This is a genomic window from Collimonas rhizosphaerae, assembly GCF_038896935.1.
Classification (GTDB): Bacteria; Pseudomonadota; Gammaproteobacteria; order Burkholderiales; family Burkholderiaceae_D; genus Collimonas; species Collimonas rhizosphaerae.
In genome coordinates, this window is record NZ_JBANDC010000001.1 from 337441 (window position 1) to 353267 (window position 15827).

The following is a 15827-nucleotide window of genomic DNA, read 5'->3' on the forward strand; positions in this document are numbered from 1 at the left end:
TTTCTATTTATGCAATGAATCAGGAAGGAACCGGATCGCATGGCGTGGAAGGGTCAGAGATCTGATTCTGGCCCGGCCGGACCTCCTTGCTGGGAGAGGCGGCAGGGGACGGTAGAGATTGAGGCAGCAAGGGGGCAGACTGATAGTCTGCGGACTGATTTCCTGCGGACCTCCTGCGTGATGCAGCTTGATAGAAGCTTGATACAAGCTCGATACAGCTTAACAGTTTCCCCGGATAATTTTTGAATATCAATCTGCTACTGGCCTGGCCGCCGCGGATGAGGCTGCGGGACCGGATCAGGCTACGTGAAGCGGCGGATAAATTCGGTGCGCTGCCGCACATAATGCAAATCGGGAGCGCCTTGGCCATTGTGCGCCGGCCGCCAGCTATTTGCCGGTTACGTGTGCTGGCGCACAGATTCGCCGGCCGGATCGGCTTATCGTCCAGACAGGTCCTGGCTGCATAACCGCAAGACCCGCGACCAAGTGCACGCGACGAATATGGTGCTTCCCGTAAATGGAGACTGAGATGAAAATGAAAGCAATTGCATCCGCCATCATGGCGGTATCCCTGGCTACGGGAGGATTTGCTTCCGCCCAGAATTACGGCGACCGCAATGACCGCCCGCAACGCAACGACCAAGGCGATCGCCGCGACGGCCAGGGGCGGCAGCAGGATCATCGCGACGATAGGGGCCGCGGCCAGCAAAACCGCGATCAGCGCGGCGACTGGCATGGCGACCGGCAGCAGGGTGAGCGCCAGGGCGAGCGAGGCGCCGGCCCTAACCACGAGTTCTACCGGGGCCAGCGACTGCCGCCCGAATACCGCAACCGCCAGTATGTGGTCGATGACTGGCGCGGCCATCACCTGAATGCGCCGCCGCGCGGCTACCATTGGGTGCAGACCGGCGGTGACTATGTATTGGTGGCGATTTCCACCGGCATCATCTTGCAGCTCCTGCTGAACAACTGACCGGACTGCGTTTGCTGCTCCCCATCCCGTGATGCAAAACGACAAAGCCCTCCCGTACGGATGAACGGGAGGGCTTTGTTTATTGTGGCGCCTCTGGTTTAATTCCCCAAGGTCCAGAACATCGTCAATACGGCGAGCGCCATGACCCCGGTGCAGGCCCAGCCCAATATCTTCAGCCTGGCGCCGATCACGAACTGCCCCATGATTCTGGGATGGGCCGCCATCAGCATCATGACAGCCATGATGGGCACCGAAATGACGCCGTTGATCACGGCGCTCCAGTACAGGGCCTTGATCGGATCTATGGGAGTAAAGCAGAGCACCACCCCGATAGCGGTCGAGACGGCGATGATGCCGTAGAATTTCTTGGCCAGCAAAGGTTTCATCTCCAATCCGTTCTTCCAGTGGAAAGCGCCCGCCATGGCGTAAGCGGCTGAGCCTGCCAGCACCGGCACCGCCAGCATGCCGGTGCCGATGATGCCGGCGCTGAACAGCCAGAAGGCGAATTCGCCGGCGATCGGGCGCAAGGCCGACGCCGCTTGCGCCGAGGTCTGGATATCGGTAACGCCGTGCAGCCCAAGCGTCACCGCCGTGGTCAGCATGATGAAGTAGGCGACGATATTGGAAAAGCCCATGCCGATCGTGGTGTCGACCGTGATCCTCCGGAAATTGGCGCGGGCCTGGTCCGGCGCGTCTCGCAGCGGCCGGGCTCCGGGCTGCGCCTTCTGTTCCTCGACTTCCTGCGACGCCTGCCAGAAGAACAGGTAAGGGCTGATGGTGGTGCCGAATACCGCGACGATCGTGGTGATATAGGCCGGCTTCCAGGACAGCTGGGGCCAGACGGTTCTGGCGGCGGCGCCAGCCCAGGGCGTATGCACCACGAATGCCGTGCCGACGTAAGCGAGCAAGGCCAGCGTCAGCCATTTCAAGATACGTACATAACGGTCGTAGGGAATGAAAATCTGCAGCAGCAGCGACAGCATGCCGAATCCCAATGCATACAGGTGGGCCGGGCCGCCGGCCAGCAGTTTCAGGGCTTCCCCCATGGCGGCGACGTCCGCCGCGATATTGATGGTGTTGGCGACCAGCAGCAGGCCGACGATGCCGTACAGCAGCCAGCGCGGATAATGGCGGCGGATGTTGGTAGCCAGGCCGTGGCCGCTGACTCGGCCGATCTTGGCGCTGATGACCTGGATGCCGACCATCAGCGGATAGGTCAGGCACAGTGTCCACAGCAGGTTCAGGCCGAACTGCGCGCCCGCTTGCGAATAAGTGGCGATGCCGCTGGGATCGTCATCCGCGGCACCGGTGATCAGTCCTGGCCCGAGTTCGCTCAGCCATGTTTTTTTTGCGTCCGGATTTGTCATTGAAGAACCGTCTCCATGTCAGCAAACCAGTTTCCTGACAGCCTAGTGTCCAATCCCGGCCATGGTCTGTGCGCTGGCGCACAGACCATGGCAAGGTGTTGGCGAACTTGCAAAAAAATACTTCTTTCATCAAAGCTAAAGCTGGCGCTATGTGTGTCAGCGCACCGATTTTTTCTGTCCGGCGCCATACATTGGATACATGCATTGGACGCATCGGCAAGCCTGACTTCAATCCGGACACGCTGGTGCGGCGCAGCCATGCGGAATACGACGCCACGGATGGTTTCAGGGCCATGATCAAGGCCAACCTGGTTGGCGAACGGGCGGCGTGCCGCCAGATGAGCACGCCGACGACATGCGCGACCTGCTGGCTTGAAGGCTGGGCGCGTCACGAGGACAGGGCGCTGGCGCGCCGAAAACGTTTCACTACTGCTACTTTGAGGAGATTATCTTGCTTGAATCAAATTTGAAGGCCGTCAACGATGACGTGAAAAAACTGATCAAGGATGCGCAAGCCTTGTTCCTGGCAGCGGCTGACTTGACCGGCGACAAAGCGGATGAAATGCGCAATCGCGGCATGCGTCTGCTCGACAAGGCCGTGGTCACCGCGCAGGAAGCGCAAGCCAGCGCCCGCGTCGCCGGCCGGGAAATGGCGGATTCTGCCGAGAGCTACGTCAAGGATAATCCTTGGGGGGCATTGACCACAGCCGCCGGAGTGGGATTTCTGGTCGGCGTGATCCTGACCAAGAGATAGTCCGGCAGCGCCGTAAAACAGGATCGCTGTCTCGCTGCCGCGGGACGACGGCGTGGCGCATATTGCGCCACGCCTTGTTTATTGCAGCAGGTTATTTCAAAGGCGTCCGGTCAACAGCATGACGATCAGGATGACCACGATCAGGCCGGTGATGCCGCTCGGACCGTAGCCCCAGCTGCGGCTGTGCGGCCAGCTGGGCAAAGCGCCGATGACAATGAGGATCAGGATGACGAGTAAGATGGTGCTCATGCTTGGCTCCTAAAGAAGTTGGCAGACTGGTTGGCAAGCAAGAGCGTGCGGCTTGCAACAGGAACTTGGCGCCGGAATTATTTCCCGCCAGGAGTGGAACCAAGATAATCCGGAAAGATCACAAGGTCTGTGCGCTGGCGTACAAAAACGATTGCTTGACTGCCGGCCGCCAAGGTGTGCTGTAGACGTTGACAGTAGCTGCGTCGGTCAAAATGCGGTCTGATCGAAAGCGCCGCGTTTATTGTGCCAAAATACAAAATCCGCAGATGCCGGCCCGGTTGCCTGTTCAGCCGTTTGAGCCGTTTATATACCGTCCGGAGATTGCAATGCCTACCGAAACAATTGGTGAATATGAAATCGAATATTCCGGAATCCAGCTGCCCGACAGCGAAGACTGGGGCGCCAGCCTGGCGATCTATGGTCCGTCCTGCAATCCCATGCATAGAAACGATATCTTCCCGTCGCAGCGAGTGGCGGTCGATACGGTATTCCATACCGAGCAGGAAGCCGAGGCAGAAGCCCGTGTGTTCGCCATTTCGATGATAGAAAAAGGCAGGAAAAAAGAAACTTGAAAACAGGTTGATGTGAAAAATTCAGCGATACAGATTATTCAGCGAGGAGAGGCACGATGCAGCTAGGGATGATTGGCTTGGGGCGCATGGGCGCCAACATGGTAAGGCGCCTGACCAAGGGCGACCATCATTGCGTGGTGTATGACCTGCACCAGGATGCGGTGCAGGCGCTCCTGCATCCGGGCGCCACCGGCGCCTCTTCGCTGCAAGACCTGGTCGGCAAGCTGAGCAAGCCGCGCGTGGTGTGGCTGATGCTGCCGGCCGCCGTGGTCGATGAAAACCTGGCCTTGCTGGCGCCTTTGCTGGAGGCCGGCGATATCGTGATCGATGGCGGCAATTCTTATTACCATGACGATATCCGGCGCGGCGCCGAACTCAAGGCGCGCGGCATCCATTACGTCGATGTCGGCACCAGCGGCGGCGTGGCTGGCTACGATCGCGGTTATTGCCTGATGATAGGCGGCGACAAGGAAGCGGTGCAGCACCTGTCGCCGATCTTCGCCACGCTGGCGCCCGGCGCCGGCGCCGCCAGCCCGACACCCGGCCGCAAGCAATCCGGCAGCAGCGCCGAGCAAGGCTACCTGCATTGCGGTCCGCAAGGGGCCGGGCACTTCGTCAAGATGGTGCACAACGGTATCGAATACGGCATCATGGGCGCTTACGCCGAGGGCTTGAACATCCTGCGCAACGCCAATGTCGGCAAGCGCAATCACGAAGCGGATGCGGAAACCACGCCGCTGCGCAATCCGGAGCACTACCAGTACGAACTGGACCTGCCCGAGATCACCGAACTGTGGCGGCGCGGCAGCGTGATCGGCTCATGGCTGCTCGACCTTACCGCCGGCGCGCTGCAGCAGGATCCTGGACTGGATAACTACGCCGGCCGCGTCTCCGATTCCGGCGAAGGACGCTGGACGATCAATGCCGCTGTCGATGAAGCGGTGCCTGTGCCGATCCTGAGCGCCGCGCTGTTCACGCGTTTCAGTTCGCGCGGCGAAGGCGATTTCGCCGACAAGGTATTGTCGGCGATGCGCCAGGGATTCGGCGGGCACCTGGAAAAACCTGCCCAGCAACAGCAGCGGGAGGATTGATGGCGGCAATGCACAAGATTACTTACTATTGCCCAGGAAATTCAAGATGAAAATAAGTCCCCTGGCCGGCAAGCCGGCCCCGTTATCGCTGCTGGTGGATGTACCGAAACTGGTCACCGCCTACTACACGAATGTTCCCGATCCGACGGTGCCCGAGCAGCGCGTAGCGTTCGGCACCTCGGGCCATCGCGGTTCTTCGTTCGACAACAGCTTCAACGAAGCCCATGTGCTGGCCATCACCCAGGCCATTTGCGCCTACCGCAGCAAGCAAGGCATCACCGGCCCGCTGTTCCTCGGCATCGATACCCATGCATTGTCGGTCCCGGCCGGCGCCAGCGCGCTGGAGGTGCTGGCCGCCAACGGTGTTGAGGTGATGTTGGCGGAGAACGACGAATACACGCCGACGCCGGCGGTGTCGCACGCCATCCTGCGCTATAACAAGGGCCGCAGCAGCGGCTTTGCCGACGGCGTCGTGGTCACGCCCTCGCACAACCCGCCGCAAGACGGCGGCTTCAAGTACAACCCGCCCAACGGCGGCGCGGCCGATACCGACGTCACCGGCTGGATCGAGGCGGCCGCCAATGAATTCCTGAAAAGCGGCGGCGTCAAAAGAATGCCGGTGGCAAAAGCGCTGCAGTTGCCCACCACCCATCGCTACGACTACCTCAATACCTATGTCAACGAGCTCGACCAGGTGATCGACATGGCTGCGATCCGCAGCGCCGGCATCCATCTCGGCGCCGATCCGCTGGGCGGGGCCGGGGTCCATTACTGGCAACGGATCGGCGAGCGCTACAAGCTGAACCTGAGCGTGGTCAGCGACGAAGTCGATCCGACTTTCCGTTTCATGACCGTGGACTGGGACGGCCGCATCCGCATGGATCCGTCGTCGTCTTACGCGATGCAGCGGCTGCTGGGAATGAAGGATCGTTACGACATTGCCTGCGCTTGCGATACCGACCATGACCGCCACGGCATCGTCACCAAAAGCGCCGGCCTGCTGCCGGCCAACCACTATCTTGCGGTCGCCATCGACTACCTGTTCCAGCATCGTCCGCTATGGTCCACGGCGCCGCGGGTCGGCAAGACCATCGTCAGCAGCCAGCTCATAGACCGCGTCTGCGCCAGGCTGGGCCGCGAGCTGTATGAAGTGCCGGCCGGCTTCAAATGGTTCGCCGCCGGCTTGAATGACGGCTCGCTCGGCTTCGGCGGCGAAGAGAGTGCGGGCGCCTCTTTCCTGCGCCTGGATGGTTCGGCCTGGACCACGGACAAGGACGGCCTGGCGCCGGCCCTGCTGGCGGCGGAGATCACGGCGCGCATCGGCAGGGATCCGGGCGAGATCTACCGCAAGCTGGCCGCCGAGCTGGGCGATCCGGTCAGCACCCGGGTCGAAGCCAAGGCCACGCCGGCGCAGAAAAAGATGCTGTCGGCCTTGTCGCCGCAACAAGTGCAGTGCGATGAACTGGCCGGCGAGAAAATCCAGCACATCCTCAGCAAGGCGCCGGGCAACCAGGCTTCGATAGGCGGACTGAAGGTGGTCACCGAAGGCGGCTGGTTCGCCGCGCGGCCGTCCGGCACGGAAGATATCTACAAGATCTACGCCGAGAGTTTCCACGGCGAAGACCACCTGCAGCGCATCGTGCAAGAGGCGCAGGCGATCGTCGATGCGACCCTGGCAGGCAGCCCGCAAGCATCGCCGACGGCAGTGACATGATACGCAAAACGCTGACAGAGACGGCCGAACTGGACCTGCTGCAGCGCGAATCATTCAGTTATTTCATGCATGAAACCAACCCTGAAAACGGGTTGGTGGTCGACAAGACAGCGCCCGGCTGGCCCGCCAGCATTGCCGCCGTCGGCCTGGCGCTGGCGGCTTATCCGGTAGCGGTGGAGCGCGGTTTCATCGGCCGGGCGGCAGCGCGCAAGCGGGTGCTGCAGACCTTGCGCTTCTTTTGGGACAGCCCGCAAGGGCCGGAACCGGATGCGACCGGCTACAAGGGTTTTTATTATCACTTCCTGCATATGCAAACCGGCCGCCGGGCCTGGCAATGCGAACTGTCCACCATCGACACCACTTTTTTCCTGGCCGGGGCGCTGGCTGCGGGCGGCTATTTTGACGACGCGGCGAATGCCGATGAAGGCGAGATCCGGCGCCTGGCCGATGCACTGTATTTGCGCGTCGACTGGCAATGGGCGCTAGCCGGCGGCGGCGCGGTGTCGATGGGCTGGAAGCCGGAATCGGGTTTCTTGCCGAATCGCTGGGACGGTTATGACGAAGCGCTGCTGCTGTATATCCTCGGGCTTGGTTCGCCGTCGCATCCGCTGCCCGCCGACAGCTATTGCGACTGGGCTTCCGCTTACCGGTGGCAGCATAGCTACGGCATCGATTATTTCTACGCCGGCTCATTGTTCACCCACCAGCTGTCGCATATCTGGGTCGACTTCCGCGGCATCCAGGACGGCGCCATGCAGGCAAAAGGCATCGATTATTTCGAGAACAGCCGCCGCGCTACCCTGGTGCAGCAGCAATATGCGATCGCCAATCCGGGCGGATTTGCCGGTTATGGCGAATTTTGCTGGGGCATCACCGCCAGCGACGGCCCCGGACCAGCGATACTCGAGGTCAACGGCGCCAAGCGCGAGTTCTATGACTATGTGGCGCGCGGCGTGCCGCACGGTCCGGACGACGGCACGATTGCCCCGTGGGTGGTGGTGGCTTCGCTGCCGTTTGCGCCGGAAATCGTGTTGCCGACCATCGATTATTTCGTGCACCAGGTCGGCCTGAAAACCGGCAATCCATACGGCTTCAAGGCCACCTTCAATCCCAGCTATCCGTGTAATTGCGCCAATCCCTACGGCTGGATATCGCCCTGGCATTTCGGCATCGACCAAGGGCCGATCATCCTGATGATAGAGAACTACCGCAGCGACATGCTGTGGCGCCTGATGCGCAATAACCCCTATATCGTGAACGGTTTGCGGCGCGCCGGATTCAGCGGCGGCTGGTTAGCTGCGCAGTAAGGCCAGCGCCCGCTGGCAGACGCTGGCTACGGTAAAGCCGTATTCGTGCATCACCAGTTCACCCGCCGCCGAGGCGCCGAAGCGGTCCACGGCGAGCACGTCGCCGCGCGCGCCGACATAACGATGCCAGCCCTGCGCCACGCCGGCTTCCACCGCCAGCCTGGCGCCGACCGCGGGCGGCAGCACCGTGTCGCGGTATGCCTGGGGCTGTTCATCGAACAGCTCCCAGCTCGGCATCGAAACGATCCGCACCTGGATGTCCTGCGCCGCCATATGCTGGGCCGCTGCCACGATCAGCGCTACTTCCGAGCCGCTGGCGATCAGGATCAGGTCGGGCTTGCCGCCGGCAGCGTCGGCCAGGATGTAGGCGCCGCGCTGCAGTTCTTCCGCCCCGGCAAATCGTGTGCGATCCAGGGTAGGGAGATTCTGCCGTGTCAGCACCAGCGCCACCGGCCGTTGATGCGACTGCACCGCTACCCGCCAGGCCGCTGCCGTTTCGTTGGCGTCGGCAGGACGCAGCACCACCAGGTTGGGCAGCGCGCGCAAGCCGGCCAGCTGTTCCACCGGCTGGTGGGTGGCGCCGTCTTCGCCCAGGGCGATGCTGTCATGGGTAAAGACATACACCACCTGCAGGCCCATCAGGGCGGCAAGGCGGATCGAAGGCCGCATGTAGTCGGAAAACACCAGGAAGGTGGCGCCGAACGGCAGTGTGCCGCCATGCGCCGCCATGCCGTTGATGATCGCGCCCATGGCATGTTCGCGCACGCCGAAGTGCAGGTTGCGGCCGCTGTAACTCCAGCCGCCGCCGTCGGAGCCCTGGCGGTCGCCGGCAATGATGTCGCCGGGCTCGAAATCTCCCAGTCCTTTCAAGGCGGTGTAAGTCGACGGATCAAGGTCTGCCGAGCCGCCGATCAGCGCTGGCAGATGCGCGGCGATGGCATTCATGACCTTGCCTGACGCGGCCCGCGTCGCCATGCCTTTGGCGTCTGCCGGAAACGTTGGGATGCCGGCGTCCCAGCCTGGCGGCAGGCCAGCCTGGCCGCCCTGCATGAGCTGCTGCAGTTCCAGCGCAAGCTGCGGGAACTGTTGCCGGTAGGCGGACAATTTCTGGTCCCAGGCTGCTTCGGTTTCCTGCCCTGAGCGGCCGCCTTCAAGAAAGTGCGCGGCGGCCGCTTCGGGAATATAGAAAGAAGGCTGTTCAGGCCAGCCCAGCTTCTGTTTGGTCAGGCGCAGTTCTTCCACGCCGAGCGGCGAGCCGTGGGCTTCGAAGCTGTCTTGCTTGTTGGGCGAACCGTAGCCGAGATGGGTGCGCACCAGTATCAGCGAGGGCCTGCCGGTTTCGCCGCGGGCGGCGTCCAGCGCCCGCGCTATGGCCGCCAGGTTATTGCCGTCCTCCACCGTTTGCGTATGCCAGCCATAGGCATCGAAGCGCTGTGCGCGATCTTCGCTGAAGGTAATGTCGGTGCCGGCGGACAGCGTCACCCGGTTGTCGTCGTACAGGTAAATCAGTTTGCCCAGCTGCAGGTGGCCGGCCAGCGAAGCGGCTTCCGAGGCAATCCCTTCCATCAGGTCGCCGTCGCTCACGATGCCGTAGGTGAAATGATTGACGATGTCGAGGTCGCCGCGGTTATAGCGTGCGGCCAGGTTGGCTTCCGCCATCGCCATGCCGACGCCGTTGGCAAAACCCTGTCCCAGCGGGCCGGTGGTAACCTCGACGCCCGGCGTCAGGCCGCGCTCAGGATGGCCTGGCGTACGGCTTCCCCATTGGCGGAACTGCTTGACTTGCTCCAGCGGCAGGTCGTAGCCGCTGAGATGCAGCAAGCTGTACAGCAAGGCCGAGCCATGGCCTGCCGACAGGATGAAACGGTCGCGGTCGAACCAGTGCGGGTGGGCGGGGTGGTGCTTGAGGAACTGCGTCCACAAGACATAGGCCATCGGCGCTGCGCCCAGCGGCAATCCTGGATGGCCGCTGTTGGCTTGCTGTACGGCGTCTACCGACAGGAAGCGCAAGGTGTTGATGCATAAATCGTCGAGTGCGGAAGCGGGAAGCGTTGAGCTCATTCGGCAACTCCTTCAGGGGGAATGTTGCAAGGGAATGGTGCAAAGGAATACTGCGCGCGCATAAAGAAAGGTAACACCCTTTGCGGCGTTCTTCACCGGTTTAATGTAACTGACAATAGCAGAGGAATTGGGCAGGGTGGTGCTGGTATGTTTCCCGACCGCCAGCCCCGGTAGTCCGATATTTACACCCACGTCCTCCAGTGAAACTGTTTGTCAGGCAGTTCCCTCTTCAAAGCGCGCAGCATACTTATCGCTAAGCTTAAACCGCCAGGCTTCGGAGGCCGGGCAGGGAAGATGGAACTACTGTAACCAGGAGTTGGGCATTTATCTGTTCGCTGACTAACATAGGAAAATTATATTTCTTGCCAAGAGCACGGGCCAGGTTGCGTTATCGTTTTCCTGTGTTACCGGTGTACAGCCAGCGGCCCAAGCCAGTGGCATGGTATGTTCACGATCTGTGCCCGGACTGCCGTTTTTATCGACAAGAGAGAATCCATGTTCGCCTTCGATCCCAATCATTATCCTTACGCTTCCCGCCGCAGCGCGGTCTACGCCAGGCGCGGCATGGTCGCCACCTCGCAGCCGCTGGCGGCGCAGGCCGGGCTGGCGGTGCTGCAGGCCGGCGGCAACGCGATCGATGCGGCAGTCGCTGCCGCCGCAGCGCTGACCGTGGTCGAGCCGACCGCCAACGGCATCGGCGGCGACGCCTTTGCGCTGATCTGGCACCAGGGCCAGCTGCACGGCCTGAACGCTAGCGGCGCGGCGCCGCAGGCGGCTACGCTAGCCAAGCTGCACGCCGCCGGCCACCGGAGCATGCCGAAATACGGCGGCTTGCCGGTCACCGTGCCCGGCGCGCCGGGCGCATGGGCCAGCATGGCCGAGCGTTTCGGCAAGCTGTCGCTGCAGCATTCCATGGCGGGCGCCATCGCGCTGGCGCAAGACGGTTATCCGGTATCGCCGATGGTGGCGTTCGCCTGGCAACAGGCTTACAAATTATTCCGGGAAGAGCTGAAGGATGGCCATTTCCAATCCTGGTTCGATACCTTCAGCATCGATGGCCGCGCGCCGCATGCCGGCGAAACATGGCGTGCGCCGGACCATGCCGGTACGCTGCGCGCGATTGCCGCCGACAACGGCGCCAGTTTCTATCGCGGCGCCCTGGCGGAACGGACCGCCGCCTGCGTGCAAGCCGCCGGCGGCTACCTCGACAGCGCCGACCTGGCGGCGTACCGGCCGCAATGGGTGACGCCGATCAGCAGCAGCTACCGCGGCTACCAGGTCTGGGAAATCCCGCCCAACGGCCACGGCCTGGTGGCTTTGCTGGCCTTGAATATCCTGAAAGGTTTTGATTTCAGCGAACGCGATACCTTGCTGACCTATCACCGCCAGATCGAAGCCATCAAGCTGGCCTATGCCGACGGCCTGGCGCACATCGCCGACAGCGGCTACATGCGGGTGGCGGTCGAGGATTTGCTGTCGGATGCTTATGCCGACGAGCGGCGCAAGCTGATAGGGGCGCGCGCGGTGCTGCCGCAGGCGGGCCAGCCGGCGCGCGGCGGCACGGTGTACCTGAGCACCGCCGACGATGAAGGCAACATGGTGTCCTTCATCCAGAGCAATTACATGGGTTTCGGTTCCGGGCTGGTGGTGCCGGGGACCGGCATCGCCCTGCATAACCGCGGCAACAATTTCACGCTCGACGCCGCCCATCCGAATTGCCTGGCGCCGGGCAAGCGGCCTTACCACACCATCATTCCCGGATTCCTGAGCAAAGACGGCCGGGCGGTCGGCCCGTTCGGCGTGATGGGCGCGTTCATGCAGCCGCAGGGACATGTGCAGATGGTCATGAATACGGTGGATTTCGCGCTAAATCCACAATCCTCGCTGGACGCTCCGCGCTGGGAATGGGAGAGCGGCAACAACGTCAGCATCGAGCATACCAATCCCGAACACCTGTTCCGCGGCTTGCGCGGCCTCGGGCACGAAGCATCGTGGTCGGCCAACCAGCTCGGTTTCGGCCGCGGCCAGATCATCTGGCGCGACCGCCACGGCGTCCTGTGCGGCGGCACCGAGCCGCGCACCGATGGTTGCGTGGCGGCCTGGTGAACCTCGGGGTTACAGCTGGACGTTGGTGGTGGCGTTGAACTTGGTGTTCAGGCTGGTTTCCAGGTTGCCGATGGCCCCTTCCAGGACGGTGAAGATTTGCGCGCGGTTGGCGGCGTTGCTCAAGTCCAGCGTCGCGCCGGCAGCGACTCCGGCCGTGGCCAGCGCGCTGTTGAACGCAGCCTGCGCCTGCGCCGCCGAAATATAGGCCGACTGGCCGGCGCTGTTCACATACGCCAGGGTCTGGAACACATTGGAGAACACGGTTCCCAGCGCCGGGATGGCGAAGGCGACGTGGTTGGCCGGCGTCGCGAAGGCGGTGGCGCTGGTGGTCGGGATCGGGTTGTCATACAGCTGGTCCAGGTAATAGCGCACCTGATACGGATACTGCTTGTAGGTGTCGGTCACGCCCCATACCGAACTGTAGGCGTTGACGCTGGCCACCGTCGCCGCCGTGGCGGTTGCCGCCAGCTTGCTGTAGCTGGTCATCAGCGTGCCGTAGAAACCTTGGTTGTAGGCGACGTTCAGCAGCACGTCCAGGAAATTGTCCGGCAGCTTGGTGAAATTGGCCAGCGCATTGTCGTAATCCGGCTGCCATGGCGTGGTCCAGCCGCCGGTGCCTTTGCCGGTAACGATCAGGGCGACAAAATCGTTGTAGTGGAAATACGCGGTCAGCATCGGCCCGTAGTACTTGTTGTTGAACGACGGCGGCGTCGGCTTGCTGTACTGCTGGGCCGCGTTGGCCATGGTGTAACCGATGTTTTTCTGGAGCGCGACGTAGTTGATCAGCGAATGGCCGGCGGGCGCGTAGGAACCGGACACCATGTCGGCAGCGTAATTGTTGATCTGGTACGGACCGCCTTGGCCGGTGCCCATCACGGCTTGCTGGTCGGGGGACGGATCGATCAGGTTGCCGCTGCTGACGTACAGGCCGGTCGCTATGTTTTCCTGCAGCAGCTGGCCCAGGATCGAGCCGTACAGGTAGTCTTTCTGGAACTGCATGCCGGGATAATATTGCTTCAGCAGATGGCCATACATGACGCCGGCGATGATGTTCGACATGATCAGGTCATTGTAGTTGCCGCCGTCCAGCAGCAGCTGGTCCTGCGCCGAGCCGGCGCCCAGCAGCAGGTGGAAATTGATGGTTCCGGTGGTGGCGCCTGGAGGAGGCGGCGTGACAGGCGGCGGCGTCACCGGCGGCACCGAGTCGCCGCAGGCGCCGGCCGAAGTCCAGGGTTTTCCGCTGCCGGCCGGGCCGCTGTCGGTGGACGGGTTATTCCCCTGTGTCCACCAGTTGGCGGTGTAATTGACGTTGCTGTAGCTGGCGCTGTTGCCGCCGGTGTAGATGGCGCTGGCGACCCACGCGACGGCGCAGGCCGGGGCGCTGGCCTTGGCTGAAACCTGTTGCAGGCTTGCGCTGGCAACGCCGGGCGAACCGCCGTCGCTGCAGGCGGCCAGCATGGCGCCGGCCAGGCTCAGCAGCAAGGTGTTGGATAGCGTTGTTCTCATGTCTCTCTCCTCGATCAATGGATGATGCAAGAGGAGCGAGCCAAAGTTCAGCGTCCGCGCACTCCCTAAGCTGTGGCTGAGGATGCGGCTGCGAAAAATGAGCGTCAAGTGGTTTAAAAATTCTCGTTGCGGCACCATACCACTTCAAGATCTGTGCGATTCCAGCCGGGCAAGCGCTTTGGTTTCACATCGCTGGCAAAATCTCCTTGCATCCATATATTTCCACGAGGAAACAATATTCGGGAAAAATGGGCCGGAGCTAAACGGCGGCATTCGCGGCCTGTCCGGCCCGGGCGCAGTACAGACGGGGACATACCACTTGCGCTGACGGCATCATGTGGTCTTAGCCGGCATGACGGTTCTTTCATCTTTTTTGCCGGCCCGGCCGTGGGCAGGCAAAGCAATGATCGACGCCGGAATGTGGCAATATCGCGGATATTTATCCGTGACGTGATCAATTACTGAAAGCCACAGCCATGCGACCATTACCTTTCCTGCGCAAGGTGTCTTGCGCGGTGTTCATGCTTGTGTGCGGGACCGTTAGCGGGACCGCAAGCGGGAGCACTTCCGCACAAAGCACTTACCAGGCCTCGGGCGACTGCGCCGGTCTCCCGCGCCTCGACCTCAAGGTCGCCAAGGGCATGTGCATGGGGCTGGTTGCCGAACACCTTGGTTTCGTGCGCGGCGTGGCTGCCATCGGCCAGGATATCTATGTGCTGGACATGGGCGGCTGGGCCAGCAACCGCGGCCGCCTGCTGCGCCTGAACCTGAAGCAGGGCGGCAAGCCGGAAGTGTTGCTGAGCAAGCTCAACATGCCCAACGCGATCATCGCGACGCCGGACAAACGGCTGCTGGTCAGCATGCTCGGCCGCATCGTGCGCATCGATCCCGCGGCCAAGGATATTGCCGCCAGCATGCAAGATGTCGTGACCAACCTGCCTGGCACCGGCCGCCATCCGCTGACAGCGATGGTGCTGGGCGCCGACGGTTCGCTGTACATCAATGTCGGCTCGGCTACCGACAATTGCGAGATCAAGCCAGACCAGCCCGGCAAGGCGGCTTTCCCTTGTCCCGAGATAGGCGAGACGCCGCCGCGCGCCAGCGTGCTGCACGCCAGGCTGCCGGCGACCGGGGCGGCGCTCGACGCCCGCACCATACCGGTCCATGCGCGCGGCTTGCGCAACAGCATGGCGCTGGCGCTCAGCCCGGACGGCACGCTGATCGCCGCCACCAATTCGCGCGACAACATCACCGTCGCCGATGCCAGCTTGCCTGACGCCGAACTGCCGCACGACACCTTGAGCTGGCTGGCCGCAGGCGCCGATTACGGTTGGCCGTATTGCTTCGACCAGCTCAGGGCCAGCCCCGAATATCCGAAGTTCGACTGCAGCAAGAAGACCGCCCCCAGCCGCCTGTTGCCGCCGCATGCGGCGCCGCTCGGCATGCTGGTCTACAGCGGCAAGACCATGCCGGCGCTGGCCGGCCGCCTGGTCATCGGCTATCACGGCTATCGCGCCGCCGGCCACAGGCTGGTCAGCCTGGCTCTGGATTCATCATATAAGTCGGTGGGTGAGCCGAAGGAGCTGGTGTCGGGCTGGAATTTCCTGGCCGGTAAACATCCGATGGGCGCGCCGGTGGGACTGGCGACGCTGGATGACGGCAGCGTGGTGATTACGGAAGACAGGAACGGCACGCTGGTGCGGCTGGCTGCCGATACACGCTAGTTTGCGCAGGCGGCGTGAATTTGATCCGGCTGAGGCCGCCGGCTTTATCGCGCCGGGTTTACCGCGCTGGGTTACCGATATGTGAGGAGATTCTAGCCATCCCATGCTATCTGCATGGTGACAAAGCTATTGACGAATCTACTCACATATCGATACAGCCGCATGTGAGCCTGGAACAGAGCTTAACGGAACAATATGACAGGCGTTTGACATGGCGATCCGGTCCCCCTGATTTGCCGGAGCCGCGACCTTGGAATCGCCCTGAAAATGATGTTGCCACAGTGCAAAGTCATGATAATATTTCAACGAGCGAGCCGGCCGTTTTTTAATCACTTGTTCGGTCTTCGTGAATCTTATCGACAGGGTGGACTGACAGGCGCCGCTATCAGAGCGCTACGTCCGC

The 15827-nt window shown here is 62.3% G+C and carries 14 protein-coding genes; 9 read left to right on the forward strand and 5 right to left on the reverse strand.

Going from position 1 to position 15827, the window contains the following annotated elements; all coding sequences use genetic code 11:
• The first annotated feature begins 529 nt into the window (after window positions 1–529).
• Window positions 530–973, forward strand: a complete 444-nt coding sequence (locus V8G57_RS01565) for an RcnB family protein (protein ID WP_092392070.1) — start codon at window positions 530–532, stop codon at window positions 971–973.
• Between the two features lie 98 nt (window positions 974–1071).
• On the opposite strand, the gene V8G57_RS01570 is transcribed toward V8G57_RS01565, so the two are convergent.
• Window positions 1072–2340, reverse strand: a complete 1269-nt coding sequence (locus tag V8G57_RS01570) for an NRAMP family divalent metal transporter (protein ID WP_342827906.1) — start codon at window positions 2338–2340, stop codon at window positions 1072–1074.
• 107 nt (window positions 2341–2447) lie between these two features.
• Between V8G57_RS01570 and V8G57_RS01575 the strand changes: the two genes are divergently transcribed.
• Window positions 2448–2810 carry a hypothetical protein gene (locus V8G57_RS01575; protein WP_342827907.1) on the forward strand — a complete coding sequence of 121 codons (363 nt, stop codon included), beginning with the start codon at window positions 2448–2450 and terminating at the stop codon, window positions 2808–2810.
• Window positions 2792–3094, forward strand: a complete 303-nt coding sequence (locus tag V8G57_RS01580) for an ElaB/YgaM/YqjD family protein (RefSeq protein WP_092392074.1) — start codon at window positions 2792–2794, stop codon at window positions 3092–3094. The genes V8G57_RS01575 and V8G57_RS01580 overlap by 19 nt, the downstream gene beginning before the upstream one ends.
• 96 nt (window positions 3095–3190) lie before the next feature.
• Here the strand turns inward: V8G57_RS01580 and V8G57_RS01585 are convergent, their stop codons facing one another.
• Entirely contained in the window at window positions 3191–3343 is a 153-nt protein-coding gene (locus V8G57_RS01585; protein ID WP_092392076.1) for a DUF3309 domain-containing protein, read from the reverse strand.
• 326 nt (window positions 3344–3669) lie between these two features.
• Here V8G57_RS01585 and V8G57_RS01590 point away from each other — a divergent pair, with 326 nt between their 5' ends.
• Genes V8G57_RS01590 through V8G57_RS01605 form a run of 4 tightly spaced genes read left to right on the forward strand, consistent with a single transcriptional unit; the run spans window position 3670 to window position 8027 of the window.
• A complete protein-coding gene (locus V8G57_RS01590; protein ID WP_092392078.1) occupies window positions 3670–3915 on the forward strand; it encodes a hypothetical protein in 246 nt (81 codons plus the stop codon).
• A gap of 56 nt (window positions 3916–3971) precedes the next feature.
• The gene (gene gnd, locus V8G57_RS01595; RefSeq protein WP_342827908.1) at window positions 3972–5006 is read left to right on the forward strand and encodes a phosphogluconate dehydrogenase (NAD(+)-dependent, decarboxylating); all 1035 of its coding nucleotides are present in this window, start codon (window positions 3972–3974) and stop codon (window positions 5004–5006) included.
• A gap of 46 nt (window positions 5007–5052) precedes the next feature.
• Window positions 5053–6720: a phosphoglucomutase (alpha-D-glucose-1,6-bisphosphate-dependent) gene (gene pgm / locus V8G57_RS01600; protein WP_342827909.1), complete on the forward strand. Its 1668-nt coding sequence runs from the start codon at window positions 5053–5055 to the stop codon at window positions 6718–6720.
• Window positions 6717–8027 carry a glucoamylase family protein gene (locus V8G57_RS01605; protein ID WP_342827910.1) on the forward strand — a complete coding sequence of 437 codons (1311 nt, stop codon included), beginning with the start codon at window positions 6717–6719 and terminating at the stop codon, window positions 8025–8027. The genes pgm and V8G57_RS01605 overlap by 4 nt, the downstream gene beginning before the upstream one ends.
• Here V8G57_RS01605 and tkt read toward each other — a convergent pair.
• On the reverse strand, window positions 8013–10088 hold the full coding sequence (gene tkt, locus V8G57_RS01610) for a transketolase (RefSeq protein ID WP_342827912.1): 2076 nt from the start codon (window positions 10086–10088) through the stop codon (window positions 8013–8015). The genes V8G57_RS01605 and tkt overlap by 15 nt on opposite strands.
• 495 nt (window positions 10089–10583) lie before the next feature.
• On the opposite strand from tkt, the gene V8G57_RS01615 reads away from it, so the two are divergent.
• Window positions 10584–12194, forward strand: coding sequence for a gamma-glutamyltransferase family protein (locus V8G57_RS01615; protein WP_342827913.1), 1611 nt, complete (start codon window positions 10584–10586; stop codon window positions 12192–12194).
• Window positions 12195–12203: 9 nt separating this feature from the next.
• On the opposite strand, the gene V8G57_RS01620 is transcribed toward V8G57_RS01615, so the two are convergent.
• Together V8G57_RS01620 and V8G57_RS01625 are read right to left on the reverse strand one after the other, a co-directional pair.
• Window positions 12204–13700 (reverse strand): chitin-binding protein, encoded by a 1497-nt coding sequence (locus tag V8G57_RS01620; RefSeq protein ID WP_342827914.1) that lies wholly within the window; start codon window positions 13698–13700, stop codon window positions 12204–12206.
• Between the two features lie 333 nt (window positions 13701–14033).
• The gene (locus V8G57_RS01625; RefSeq protein ID WP_342827915.1) at window positions 14034–14186 is read right to left on the reverse strand and encodes a hypothetical protein; all 153 of its coding nucleotides are present in this window, start codon (window positions 14184–14186) and stop codon (window positions 14034–14036) included.
• Between V8G57_RS01625 and V8G57_RS01630 the strand changes: the two genes are divergently transcribed.
• Window positions 14177–15424, forward strand: coding sequence for a PQQ-dependent sugar dehydrogenase (locus V8G57_RS01630; RefSeq protein ID WP_342827916.1), 1248 nt, complete (start codon window positions 14177–14179; stop codon window positions 15422–15424). The genes V8G57_RS01625 and V8G57_RS01630 overlap by 10 nt on opposite strands.
• The last annotated feature ends 403 nt before the right edge of the window (window positions 15425–15827 follow it).

Bases quoted from the DNA above. Each gene is read 5' to 3' on its own strand.
- V8G57_RS01585 (WP_092392076.1), bottom strand. From the start codon at position 3,343: ATGAGCACCATCTTACTCGTCATCCTGATCCTCATTGTCATCGGCGCT.
- V8G57_RS01625 (WP_342827915.1), bottom strand. From the start codon at position 14,186: ATGGTCGCATGGCTGTGGCTTTCAGTAATTGATCACGTCACGGATAAA.
- V8G57_RS01620 (WP_342827914.1), bottom strand. From the start codon at position 13,700: ATGAGAACAACGCTATCCAACACCTTGCTGCTGAGCCTGGCCGGCGCC.
- V8G57_RS01570 (WP_342827906.1), bottom strand. From the start codon at position 2,340: ATGACAAATCCGGACGCAAAAAAAACATGGCTGAGCGAACTCGGGCCA.
- V8G57_RS01565 (WP_092392070.1), top strand. From the start codon at position 530: ATGAAAATGAAAGCAATTGCATCCGCCATCATGGCGGTATCCCTGGCT.
- pgm (WP_342827909.1), top strand. From the start codon at position 5,053: ATGAAAATAAGTCCCCTGGCCGGCAAGCCGGCCCCGTTATCGCTGCTG.
- tkt (WP_342827912.1), bottom strand. From the start codon at position 10,088: ATGAGCTCAACGCTTCCCGCTTCCGCACTCGACGATTTATGCATCAAC.
- V8G57_RS01605 (WP_342827910.1), top strand. From the start codon at position 6,717: ATGATACGCAAAACGCTGACAGAGACGGCCGAACTGGACCTGCTGCAG.
- V8G57_RS01590 (WP_092392078.1), top strand. From the start codon at position 3,670: ATGCCTACCGAAACAATTGGTGAATATGAAATCGAATATTCCGGAATC.
- V8G57_RS01615 (WP_342827913.1), top strand. From the start codon at position 10,584: ATGTTCGCCTTCGATCCCAATCATTATCCTTACGCTTCCCGCCGCAGC.
- gnd (WP_342827908.1), top strand. From the start codon at position 3,972: ATGCAGCTAGGGATGATTGGCTTGGGGCGCATGGGCGCCAACATGGTA.
- V8G57_RS01630 (WP_342827916.1), top strand. From the start codon at position 14,177: ATGCGACCATTACCTTTCCTGCGCAAGGTGTCTTGCGCGGTGTTCATG.